The sequence below is a fragment of the Clostridium grantii DSM 8605 genome (assembly GCF_900129965.1).
GTDB classification, from domain to species: Bacteria; Bacillota; Clostridia; order Clostridiales; family Clostridiaceae; genus Clostridium_AF; species Clostridium_AF grantii.
Genome location: NZ_FQXM01000046.1, coordinates 1 through 11,619, shown reverse-complemented (window position 1 = coordinate 11,619; position 11,619 = coordinate 1). Strand labels below are relative to the sequence as shown.

The window sequence follows — 11,619 nt, the reverse complement described above, 5'->3', positions numbered from 1 at the left end:
ACCCGGATTTGAACCGGGGGTAAAGGCTTTGCAGGCCTCTGCCTTACCACTTGGCCATAGCGCCCTATTATTGGAGCGGAAGACGAGATTCGAACTCGCGACGTTCACCTTGGCAAGGTGACGCTCTACCACTGAGCCACTCCCGCATTTTGGTGGCTTCAACTGGAATCGAACCAGTGACACGAGGATTTTCAGTCCTCTGCTCTACCGACTGAGCTATGAAGCCGTATCAATACTTTTTCAACATAAAATTGGCGACCCAGAAGGGACTCGAACCCTCGACCTCCGGCGTGACAGGCCGGCACTCTAACCAACTGAGCCACTGGGCCACTTCATGGTGGGAACAACAGGGTTCGAACCTGTGACCCCCTGCTTGTAAGGCAGGTGCTCTCCCAGCTGAGCTATGCTCCCATGTGCAGTAACGAAATTAATTATACATTATTCAAACATCTTTGTCAATAAGTTTTTTCCTCATTTTAAAGAACATTTCTTTTTTCAAAGAAGTCTTTACTTTGTTTGCATTCATTCCGTAGCGCATTACTATAATATAAAATTCCAAAGAGAATGTCAATATCTAAATATGTCTTTATTTGAATTTAAATTAAAATTACATTGAATTAATCAATATAGCTTACGTTTACACATAAGATTGTTTTCAGAGAATTCCTCCATTTTACTTAAAATCAAAAGCTTTCGCCACAGCGAAAGCTTTTTTTACCATCAACCATAAAATATCCACTACCTTTGTTTCTATCTTTGTTTTAAAAGAATTCCAATATCTTCTTGATTAAAAATATAGGACTCATTACAGAAATGACATTTTATTTCTTCTTCTTTTCCTTCGTCATATATCTCCATCAATTCTGCTTTTCCTATACTTATTAATGCTTTTTCAACCTTTTCTCTTGAACAATCACATTTGAACTCTGGAACTATTTCCTCAACTATTTTTAAACCCATATCATCAAATAAGAAGTTAAGCATATCATAAATAGATTTTTCTTTTAAGAACCCAGTAATAGATCCTAAATCTTGTAATCTATACATAACTATATCTGCCAACATTTCATCAGCATCAGGCAACATTTGAATAATTATACCACCAGCAACTATTACATTTAGTTCTTTACCTACAAGCACACCTAATCCCACCGCACTTGGTGTTTGTTCTGATACAGTATAATAATAAGCCAGATCATCCCCTATTTCACCGCTAACTATAGGTGATTGACCCACATAAGGCTCTTTTAACCCCATATCTCTTATAATAATCAATCCACCATCTTTGCCTATTGCTCCACTCACATCTAATTTTCCTTTAATATTGGCAGGCAAATCCACATTTGGATTACCTATGTATCCTTTAACTCTTGCATCTGAATAACTAGTTACAACTACGCCTTCCGCTGGACCTCCACCATCCATTTTAATTGTTAAAACATCTTGCTCACTTTTCAACATAGCTCCCATTATACTACCTGCTGTTAACATTCTTCCCAATGCAGCAGAAGCAGTAGGCGCACACTGATGTCTTTTAACACCTTCTGCAACCAATTCTGTAGTTTCAGCTGCTATTATTCTAATTTGACCATCTTTAGCCAATGCTTTTATAAGTTTATCACTCATTCTTAAAACCCCCTGATTAAAATCATTTAATTTTTTCTTACGATATAAGTTATTCTTTCTGTTTTTTCTGTTACTTTTTTTTCATTATAGTTGTCCAACTTTTCGACTATGTTAAATCCAACAGACTTTAATATCTCTTCCACATCTTTTTCTTTGTAAGCTCTTTCAGTGTGACATTCATCAAATCTTTTGTATTCTTCACCATTTTTCAAGAAGAAAGTCAAATACATAGACACAATCTCATCCTCAAAAACATTTTCCCATATATAAACAATATCTTCACTATCATGAGTATATAAATTGTTTCCTAATATATTTGAAAGTTTGTAGTATGAATTCATATCAAAAACAAATAAACCATTCTCTTTTAAATGATCATAAACTCCACTAAAAAAATCTTTTAATCCTTCATCTTCAGTAATATAATTAGCTGAATCTAAAGCACTGGTTATCAAATCAAATTGTTTATTGAGATTTATATCTGTCATATCTTGACATACAAACTTTGCTTTTTTTCTAGCATCACGAAATTTCGTTTCAGCTTCCATTAGCATATCACTGGATAAATCTATACCCCATGTGACTTTGAAATATTTGGACAACTCAATTGTTAAATTTCCTGTGCCACAAGCAACATCTAGATAATCATTTAATTCAATACCTTTCCTCTTGCATATTTCAAGAATTTTATTTGACCATTTATGATAATCTATATCACCATGAATTAAATTATCATAAATAGTCGCAAATTCCTCATAACTATTCACTAAAACCCACCCACTTTCTAAATGAAAGTTTAAAATATTATTATTGAATGAAATAATTTTTTTAACTATTTATTTTCAATTAAATATACTTTCATAAATAAATATAAGTAATATATTTATAAAAATCAAGCTTATTTGATTCTTTATATTATAACTTTCTATCTATCTTTTGAATTTCTGCATTCTTAGGCATATTTAAATCTCTTTTTTTCTTTGTCATAAGTCCACCAATTCTGCCTGTTTCCTCAGCTGTTAAAGCACTCCAACCTAATTCATCAACTTTGTCTCTCAATCCCAATTCTTCTGCAATTTCATACTTAACTTTTTCTCTTAGTTGCTCTAATTGAGTTAATTCTTTATTTGATTTTAGTTTAGATTTAATTACCTTTTTTAAAGGTGTATTAGACATAATCATCACTCCTATTACTTATTAGATTACCCCTATTTTTGATTTTTATACTAAATTTCATTTCATTATAATAGTTATTTAAATACAAAACTTGTTATCACTCTTACAGTTAATCAAAAAAATCATTGCATTATATTTTTTTTTATGATACACTTATCCATAATAAAAGTGAATATTTATTAATTTTGTTACCATGGTAGAGGCGCTAATGTTAAAAGTATTTTTAGGGAGTCGGCAGATTAAGATCTAAAAAGAAAGGACCATTAGCCGAAGGGGTTAAGCTGCAAACTTATTCTCTGGACTTGCATATAATATATGTCTGTCTGTCACTAACTCAGTGGAGTGCTACAAGGTGCACAATTTGCTATAGCTAAATGCGGCAAAGGTGTTCCTTTCCGCATTTTTTATCGTATAATGAATTATTCTTCATTATATAATAAAAAAATAATTTATTATATAATGATTTTAATTTATAATATAAAGTAATATAGGGATCACAATGTGAAACTTAATTTATACTTGTACCAAAAGCTCCGGCTTTTTGGAGTTTTGAAGCATGTATAAATTAATAGTTGAACTGGGATACCTATAAAGCTAATACTATTATCATTTGTTACTTATTTTTATTGCATTAAAATATATATAATTTTTAGGAGGACTAAATAATGACTTATAATGTTGCGGTAGTTGGGGCTACTGGTATGGTTGGAAAAAAATTTTTAGAAGTGCTTAAGGAAAGAAACTTTCCTATAGATAATTTATATCTTTATGCATCTTCAAGATCTGCTGGTAAAATTCTTAATTATGATGGTAAAGAAATAATTGTAGAAGAGTTAAAAGAAGATAACATAAAAAACAAAAAAATTGATATTGCTTTATTTTCTGCTGGAGCTTCTACAAGTAAAGAATATGCACCAATTTTCGCCCAATATGGTGCTGTTTCAATTGATAATAGTAGTGCTTGGAGAATGGACCCAGAAATTCCATTAGTAGTACCTGAAGTTAATCCTGAAGATATTTTATGGAACAAAGGAATCATTGCAAATCCAAATTGCTCAACTATTCAAGCTGTAGTTGCATTAAAGCCACTGCATGAAAAATACGGTATTAATAGAATAGTTTATTCAACTTATCAAGCTGTTTCTGGTGCTGGTGTAGGTGGATATAAAGATTTAGAAGAAGGAATAAAGGGCATCGCTCCTGAAAAATTCCCTCAGCCAATAGCTGGTAATGTTATTCCTCATATTGATGTATTCTTAGAAAATGGATACACTAAAGAAGAAATGAAGATGGTTGAAGAAACAAGAAAAATTCTTCATGATGATTCTTTAAAAATAACTGCTACTGCTGTTAGAGTTCCTGTTTTTTATGGTCATAGCGAAAGTATTAATGTAGAATTTAAAAACGGATTTGAATTAAAAGATATATTTGAACTTTTCAGCACTTCACCGGGTATAATAGTAAGAGACAACCTAGATGAATTAATATACCCAACTCCATTAGAATCAGAAGGACATGATGAAGTTTACGTAGGAAGAATAAGAAGAGACTTTAGCTTAGAAAATGGTTTAAATATGTGGGTTGTAGCTGATAACATAAGAAAAGGTGCAGCTTCAAACGCTGTTCAAATAGCAGAATGTATTATTAATAACAAATAACAACCAATAACTAAAAAAGGGTGATTTCATGAGTTTATTTAAAGGTTCTGGTGTAGCAATCGTTACTCCTTTCAAAGATGGGAAAATTGACTTTAAAAAACTTGAAGAATTATTAGAGTGGCACATTAGTTCTGGCACTGATGCCATCATTATTTGCGGAACTACAGGTGAAGCTTCTACTATGTCTCTTCAAGAAAAAAAAGAAGCTATCAAATTCACAGTTGATATAGTGAACAAAAGAATACCAGTTATCGCAGGTACAGGAAGTAATAACACTTCTGATTCTAAAAAATTTAGCATTTGGGCTGAAAGCATTGGTGCAGACGGTTTATTACTAATAACTCCATATTATAATAAAACAACACAAAAAGGATTAGTTCTACATTACAAAGAAATTTGTGATGCCGTATCTATCCCTGCAATTGTATATAATGTTCCATCAAGAACCAGTATGAACATTGAGCCAAAAACCTTACTAGAACTTTCAAAAATCGAAAATATTGTTGCCATTAAAGAAGCAAGTGGAAATATAGCTCAAGTAGCTAGAATGATGCATCTTTGTGGAGATAAAATTGATTTGTATTCTGGAAATGATGATCAAATAGTACCTTTACTTTCATTAGGTGGTTCAGGAGTTATATCTGTTGCTGCAAATATTCTTCCAACAGTTTTTCATGATATATGCTCCTTATATTTTGAAGGAAAAACAGAAGAATCTGCAAAGCTTCAATTAAAATATATTTCTTTATTAGATGCTTTATTTATAGAAACAAATCCTATTCCAGTTAAAACAGCCATGAACTTAATGGGCTTAGATGCTGGTGAACTTAGATTACCTTTATGTGAGATGTGCGAAGAAAATAAAAATAAATTAGTAGCTGAATTAAAAGCTGCAAATATTATTATAAAGGAGATCTAATTTATGATTAAAATACTCATGGTTGGCTGTTCTGGCAGAATGGGAAAAGCAATTTCCCAAACTGTAGATAATTTTGAAAACTTAACTATTGTAGCTGGTATAGATAGAACTTCAGAAAATGGTTTCCAATATCCTATATTTGAAGACATATCTTCTTGCACAGTAAAATTTGACGTTATTTTAGATTTTTCAAGACCTGATACTTTAGAATCTTTGATAAATTTTTCTAAAAATAAACTAACTCCAATTGTACTTTGCACTACTGGATATACTGCTGAACAATTAAATAAAATAAAAGTAATGAGTGAAACTCTTCCACTATTCAGATCTGCTAATATGTCAATTGGCATTAATGTAGTAAATAGTATTCTAAAGAATATTAGTGGATTATTATTTCAAAATTATGATATTGAAATTATAGAAAAACACCATAATCAAAAGGTGGATTCACCAAGCGGAACTGCTATATTACTAGCCGATACTATTAAAGACTCAATTCCTGAAGAAACAAAATATGTTTACGGAAGAGAAGGAATAGCTAAAAGAGAACATAAAGAAATAGGAATCCATGCTATTCGTGGCGGTAGTATTGTAGGAGATCATAGCGTTATATTTGCTGGACAAGGAGAAATAATCGAATTAAATCATACTGCTTTATCAAGAGAAGTATTTGCTGTAGGAGCATTAAAAGCTTGTGAATTTATGAATGGTAAACAAGCTGGAATGTACTCTATGGATGACGTTATAAAAAGCTAAGGGAATATCCTTAGCTTTTTATAATATAACAGAACCTACATGTATATGACCTTGTTTGATTGGTAAGTTCCATATTGTGTTAATTGTGTAATTTTACTTAATTATATATAACACAATTATACTATTTTCTATTTTAATATTTCATTTAATTTTACTTTTATCCTATCAATATCTATATTTAATTCAACTTTCTTAGGATAGGTTATTGAAAATACATAGTTACCTTCTAAAAAAGAAATAGATTGATATTGATAAAAATTACTATAACTACTTATGCAATAACCATCCATAAATCGAATACTTTTAATCTCAAAAATACTTAATGGAACCGTCAACCCTGTTTTTATAGTTTTAGAAATTGATTCCTTTAGTGTCCATAACATTACCAAAAACTCATTATATTCAAATGGAGTGTTATGTATAAGAATTTTTTCATTTTCTGTTAAAATACCTTCTAAAACCTTATTTTTATTTGATTTTGTATTTTCAACATCGATACCAATTAGAAACTGTTCCTGAAACACTATCGCTGCACCTAATTGACCACAATGTGTAAGACTAACCTGTAAATTATTAAATAAATCATATTCCAAAATTGGTTGATTAAAAACTCCATTTTGAATGTTAATCTTACTAAAATTCTTCTCCTTAACTAATAATGAAACTGCTTTTTTTGCAGCAAACCTACCAATAATATAACTATTTATTCTTCTCTCATATCTAAGTGTCCTGAAATATTTTTTTTCATCATCATGCAAAAAACTTTCAAAAAAAAAATTTCTGTTCAAGCCTTCTATTCTGCAAAAACTAATATATGCTCTAAACACTTTATTTGATAACTTCAAATCGAAATAATCCGTAAAACTTTTAATTTCTTCTACTTTATATTCATTATAGGGATTATAATTATCAACTATAACTAAATCACCTTCTTTCCTATTTAATAAATTCCCAACAAACTATATCTAGCATTAACAATAAAGGAGAATAAAATAGAATTGAACAAAAGAGAAATAACAAATTGTTTTTTTCCATTTTATTAACACCGATATTTATGCACTATTAACTTTAATCACAGTATTGTTATACCTGAATTAAGTTTAACTCAGCATAATTTCCATGCAATTAATAATATCCCTTTCAATCTGATATATTTTTTTCAAACCTTTTACTAACTCTAATGCTTGTATCATCTCAAATTTTTCTTCATTACTTCTTTCATTAGCTAACTTCCTCCATAAAGAAATATCTTCTTCAGTTAATTTGTTAAATGCATTCTTTTTGTCATAACTATAGTCTTTATTCGAAAAAAATTTACTGCATTCATCAAAATACAATTTGCGGTAAAATAAGTGTTGATAATCTTGACTACGAATTTCTGTATAAATCATAATAATCTGGTATTTTATAAAATTGATGTAATTTGGATTATCAAAACTTATTGACTTTTCTATAATTGATTCTATAAAATTAATGGTACCTTTTAAAGTATCTAGGACTCCACCTTCCTCTAAATATTCTTTTACTAATTGATTCATTCCTTTTTTCATATCAATTTTATGTAAATTTTCAACATCTTCATTTCTTATATAAAAATACTCTGCTCTTGCAACACTCTTCATAACAGATGTCTCAAACATGGATTTAATCATAATACTATCAGAAATATACACATATTCATCCATCAGTGAATCAATTGCTTTAAACTTCTTTTTTTCTTTATCGTATCCAATAATAATTATAGCATGAAATGGCATATGAAAATGCTTCATTGTAAGATAATCTAAATAAAACAGATCTATCATTACAAAAATGGGATATCCACTTTCCAATAGTTCAATCATCTCATTCAGGCATGTTTTTTTAACTTTTTCTTTATTTTCTCCTAAAATGTACTTTCTTTTTTGCAACTTCAATCCTATTTTATCGGCAAATTCTTCTTCTAGATTAAATTTTCTTCCAGATATAAAAAAACAAATTCGTGTACCTATTTTATATTTATATACCATAAAGTTTAATCCGGATGCCGCCACCATAATCTCTGCCGGTGTATATTCCACACCATAATGTTTTAGCAACTTTGAAAACATCACCATCTTACAATCGCCTATGCTACAATGCTCAACTTCTCTAGAAACAGGTAAAATCATCTGTTACTCACTCCCTTTACTATCATTTAGTATTTTACCATCTTCAATTCTTAATAGTCTTGTAGCATACTTTGTCTGTTTTTCATCATGGGTTACTAAAATTATAGTAGTATCATATTTTTGGTTAATATCCTTTAGTAAATTCATAACTTCTTTACTATTTAGGGAATCCAAATTACCAGTAGGCTCATCGGCAAAAATCACTTTTGGATTATTGTACAGCGCTCTTGCTATTGCTACTCTCTGCTGCTGCCCTCCTGATAGTTCATTAGGAAATTTTGTTCTATGTTCTGTTAGCCCAACTAATTCTAATATTTCATTCAATCTATTAGCATCAATTTTAATATCACCTATCAAATTTGATAATAGAATATTATCATCTACTGTCATTTCTACAACTAAATTATAAAATTGAAAAATGAAAGCAATATCCTTTTTTCGTAATTTGCTCACTTCTTTATCAGATATTTTTTTTAAACTATGTCCTAATACGCTTAATTCTCCACTTGTAATAGGCTCCATGCCACTTAAAAGATATAATAGAGTACTTTTACCAGAGCCTGATGGTCCCACTAGTGAAACGAACTCTCCTTTTTCTATTTTCAGCGAAATATTTCTTATTATTTGTGATTTTTTACCACCAACAATGTATTCTTTACAAATATTCTTTGCATCAATAATTTCCATTTTACCTCCATCTACAATATGTTATCAGATTTTTAAAACATTAATTATATTCTTTTCAATTTTTTTCAGTTGCCTGCAAGTAATAAAAATACTAACTAAAGAAGCGGCTATGCAAAGCAATATAGGTATTAGTATAATCCATATATTATTAAGCAAGGGCACTGGTAAATCCATCAAAAACATAATATTGCTTATTTCTTTTCTGTAAAAAAACATATATATAATTGAAATGATTCCCCCTAGTAAACTACATATTACTGTCTCCATAAACAGTATTAGGAACAAATCCTGTAATCTATAACCATTTGAAATCATAATTGCAAATTCCTTTTTTCTATTGATATAACCGAGTTTAAAGTTATTATAGATTCCCTGAATACCAATCAATACAACAAAGATAGAAAAAGCAAAAAACATTGTACTCAATCCTTTTGAGTTTTCTTTATCCTCTTTAATTTTATCTTCTACCGATGTAAAATATATTTTTCTGTCCGGAAATGTTATTTGAAGTTTATCATAAAAACCCGAAATATCCTTACAATCCACAAGAATAAAATTATAATTAGTACAATCTTTAAATGGCAAATCATATTCTGATATAAAAATAAACTTTCCTTTTTGCATAATTGTATAGCTTATTGCTGCTATACAATATTGTGCCTCTACACCGTGACGGCTTATGTTAATATACTCTCCAACATTCAGATTATGTCGTTTTGAAAATATGTCTGTAATAATACAATATTTTCCTTTTGAAAATTTTTCTTTATCAAAATCCTTCCATTGGATATTAAATTCAAGAAATTCTTCACTCAGTTTTTCTGGTTCATTTTCAATAAAACAACTAACTTCATCGGTATTATTAATTACCATTCTTTTTGATATATTAGGGAAATATTCATTTAAACCCTCAATTTTGCTTAATTGATTTAACTCATCATCATTAAAGGATACAGAAGTATCAAAATAAGCATTACACTTATAGTTATTATAAAAATTAGCTAGTCCCTTCAATATGCTATAAGACAAATTTCCAACTAGGATCATTAAAATAGTTAATATCGCAATAATTGTAATATTTTTTCTAACGTATATATTATGGATTACATTTTTCAAGGCAATTAAAAATGCTCCTTTACCTATTGTTTTTCCCAGTAGCTTGTCCATAAGAAATATTATAAATCGAATACTAAGAATGGAGGTTGCGATGAAAATAATAAAGATAACAAATTCCGTAAAAAGGCTACCGGTACTTTTAAAAGATGTGAAGATCCAAAAGAAACAAGTTAATACAAAAGATAAAGCTGGAATTATAATTTTCTTTTTACGATTCCTTTCAATTTCTCCATTCAATAATGCACGTTCAGAAAATTTCAAAATATTATTAAGTGGAATTATAATTGATATACTTCCCAAAATCAAAGAAAATAACATTGTAATTCCAAAAGCCATTACCATACTAGGAAATTCAGTCTTTATATAATTAATAGACATGACTTTACATGCAAAAGCACATATAGTAATTCCTGCAAGTAATACTCCAATAAATCCAGATATAATTGTAATTACAGTATTTGCAGCAACAAAAACATTACGAATTTTTCTCTTTGTTGCCCCACAACTCCTAAGTGTCCCTATATATTTACCTCGCTCAATAACAAAAGTATTATATATATTATAAATAATATAAAAAGCAATAAAAAATACAAATATTAATATAAATACCATCATGATACCATACATACTGATTTCAGAATTGATAAATTCCTCATCTACTACTTTTGTAATCTGAAGGTTGTTTAACAGTTCAATATCTTTGGTGCTAGTATTTGCGTCGCATTCATAAATATATGCTCTATTTACATCTGACTCACTGGTGCCAAGTATGCTATCTAGCTCACTCTTTTTAATCATAATCAAGTATGTATTATCTTTAAACAATCCTTTATTAAAGGCAATTGCAGAAATAATAAATGAATATTCCTTTTGGTTTATAACAACATGAAGTTTATCTCCTTGATTCAAGTTCATTTTATCAGCAAACCACTTTGTAATAACCACCCCATCTGTACTCATTCCCAAATCTTCGCCACTCTCTAACTGGATGTCGAAGACTTCCTCAACAATAGAATAGTCTGCACCAACAATATCACATTTTTTTTCCTCTTTATCATTTATTATACCGTAATAATTAAGAATACCAGCGACCTTTCCTTCTGTTCTTATTTCATCCAAAGAAAATAGTGCATTTTCTTGTGCACTAACTACAAAGTCATTTCCGTAGGCAGCATTTCTCATATCGTTTTGCAAAGCTATTTTTAGTAATGGAAGTGCATTCATTACACCAAAAATAGCAGTACTTGTTGATTTATAATGAATATTGACCCCCTTTTTACACTGAATATTGACCCCTTCACTTAAAAATAATATCCTTTATGTGTAGCTAAAAATAAAGCACATATGGAGGAGGCAATAGATAGAAGGTGAAGGACATACGAGACTGGTATACAGTAAAAAATATGCATAATAAGGGGGTACCTATAAAACAAATAGCTAGAGAGTTAAACATGTCAAAGAACACTGTGAAAAGCTTAATTAAGAAAGAAGATGAGCCTAAATATTCAAGAGCAGTTAGTTCAACTAGTAT

11 protein-coding genes, 4 tRNA genes and 1 riboswitch are annotated in these 11,619 nt (G+C 29.7%); of the genes, 4 read left to right on the top strand and 11 right to left on the bottom strand.

All coding sequences use genetic code 11. The features are described from left to right. Positions 1–71: 71 nt before the first annotated feature. From BUB83_RS20130 to BUB83_RS20100, 7 genes are all read right to left on the bottom strand, one after another. A tRNA-Gly gene (locus tag BUB83_RS20130) sits at positions 72–146 on the bottom strand. Positions 147–150: 4 nt separating this feature from the next. After that, positions 151–226: transfer RNA gene (locus tag BUB83_RS20125), tRNA-Phe, on the bottom strand. Positions 227–252: 26 nt separating this feature from the next. Next, a tRNA-Asp gene (locus tag BUB83_RS20120) sits at positions 253–329 on the bottom strand. A 6-nt stretch (positions 330–335) separates the two neighbouring features. Then, a tRNA-Val gene (locus tag BUB83_RS20115) sits at positions 336–411 on the bottom strand. A 339-nt stretch (positions 412–750) separates the two neighbouring features. Continuing rightward, positions 751–1,626: an Hsp33 family molecular chaperone HslO gene (hslO, locus tag BUB83_RS20110; RefSeq protein ID WP_073340896.1), complete on the bottom strand. Its 876-nt coding sequence runs from the start codon at positions 1,624–1,626 to the stop codon at positions 751–753. A gap of 26 nt (positions 1,627–1,652) precedes the next feature. After that, the gene (locus BUB83_RS20105; protein ID WP_073340895.1) at positions 1,653–2,393 is read right to left on the bottom strand and encodes a class I SAM-dependent DNA methyltransferase; all 741 of its coding nucleotides are present in this window, start codon (positions 2,391–2,393) and stop codon (positions 1,653–1,655) included. A 148-nt stretch (positions 2,394–2,541) separates the two neighbouring features. Then, positions 2,542–2,802 carry an alpha/beta-type small acid-soluble spore protein gene (locus tag BUB83_RS20100; RefSeq protein WP_073340894.1) on the bottom strand — a complete coding sequence of 87 codons (261 nt, stop codon included), beginning with the start codon at positions 2,800–2,802 and terminating at the stop codon, positions 2,542–2,544. A 189-nt stretch (positions 2,803–2,991) separates the two neighbouring features. Next, a riboswitch (Lysine riboswitch) is annotated at positions 2,992–3,158 on the top strand. A gap of 309 nt (positions 3,159–3,467) precedes the next feature. Here BUB83_RS20100 and BUB83_RS20095 point away from each other — a divergent pair. The 3 genes from BUB83_RS20095 to dapB are packed head-to-tail and all read left to right on the top strand — an operon-like array spanning position 3,468 to position 6,135. After that, complete coding sequence (locus BUB83_RS20095; protein WP_073340893.1) at positions 3,468–4,460, top strand: aspartate-semialdehyde dehydrogenase; 993 nt, start codon at positions 3,468–3,470, stop codon at positions 4,458–4,460. Between the two features lie 28 nt (positions 4,461–4,488). Next, on the top strand, positions 4,489–5,379 hold the full coding sequence (gene dapA, locus BUB83_RS20090) for a 4-hydroxy-tetrahydrodipicolinate synthase (protein WP_073340892.1): 891 nt from the start codon (positions 4,489–4,491) through the stop codon (positions 5,377–5,379). A 3-nt stretch (positions 5,380–5,382) separates the two neighbouring features. Beyond that, positions 5,383–6,135, top strand: a complete 753-nt coding sequence (gene dapB / locus BUB83_RS20085) for a 4-hydroxy-tetrahydrodipicolinate reductase (protein ID WP_073340891.1) — start codon at positions 5,383–5,385, stop codon at positions 6,133–6,135. Between the two features lie 128 nt (positions 6,136–6,263). On the opposite strand, the gene BUB83_RS20080 is transcribed toward dapB, so the two are convergent. The 4 genes from BUB83_RS20080 to BUB83_RS20065 form a co-directional block, all read right to left on the bottom strand. Beyond that, complete coding sequence (locus tag BUB83_RS20080; protein WP_207649350.1) at positions 6,264–6,923, bottom strand: 4'-phosphopantetheinyl transferase family protein; 660 nt, start codon at positions 6,921–6,923, stop codon at positions 6,264–6,266. Between the two features lie 312 nt (positions 6,924–7,235). Next, the gene (locus BUB83_RS20075; protein ID WP_073340889.1) at positions 7,236–8,285 is read right to left on the bottom strand and encodes a BtrH N-terminal domain-containing protein; all 1,050 of its coding nucleotides are present in this window, start codon (positions 8,283–8,285) and stop codon (positions 7,236–7,238) included. Between the two features lie 3 nt (positions 8,286–8,288). Continuing rightward, the gene (locus BUB83_RS20070) at positions 8,289–8,972 is read right to left on the bottom strand and encodes an ABC transporter ATP-binding protein (RefSeq protein WP_073340888.1); all 684 of its coding nucleotides are present in this window, start codon (positions 8,970–8,972) and stop codon (positions 8,289–8,291) included. Positions 8,973–8,996: 24 nt separating this feature from the next. Then, entirely contained in the window at positions 8,997–11,312 is a 2,316-nt protein-coding gene (locus BUB83_RS20065; protein ID WP_073340887.1) for an ABC transporter permease, read from the bottom strand. A 143-nt stretch (positions 11,313–11,455) separates the two neighbouring features. Here BUB83_RS20065 and BUB83_RS20060 point away from each other — a divergent pair. Continuing rightward, positions 11,456–11,619, top strand: a 164-nt coding sequence (locus tag BUB83_RS20060) for a helix-turn-helix domain-containing protein (protein ID WP_143160613.1), incomplete at its 3' end; no start/stop codon positions are given.

Coding starts and splice junctions, on each gene's coding strand:
- BUB83_RS20070 (WP_073340888.1), bottom strand. CDS start 8,972: ATGGAAATTATTGATGCAAAGAATATTTGTAAAGAATACATTGTTGGT.
- hslO (WP_073340896.1), bottom strand. CDS start 1,626: ATGAGTGATAAACTTATAAAAGCATTGGCTAAAGATGGTCAAATTAGA.
- BUB83_RS20075 (WP_073340889.1), bottom strand. CDS start 8,285: ATGATTTTACCTGTTTCTAGAGAAGTTGAGCATTGTAGCATAGGCGAT.
- dapB (WP_073340891.1), top strand. CDS start 5,383: ATGATTAAAATACTCATGGTTGGCTGTTCTGGCAGAATGGGAAAAGCA.
- BUB83_RS20065 (WP_073340887.1), bottom strand. CDS start 11,312: ATGAATGCACTTCCATTACTAAAAATAGCTTTGCAAAACGATATGAGA.
- dapA (WP_073340892.1), top strand. CDS start 4,489: ATGAGTTTATTTAAAGGTTCTGGTGTAGCAATCGTTACTCCTTTCAAA.
- BUB83_RS20095 (WP_073340893.1), top strand. CDS start 3,468: ATGACTTATAATGTTGCGGTAGTTGGGGCTACTGGTATGGTTGGAAAA.
- BUB83_RS20100 (WP_073340894.1), bottom strand. CDS start 2,802: ATGTCTAATACACCTTTAAAAAAGGTAATTAAATCTAAACTAAAATCA.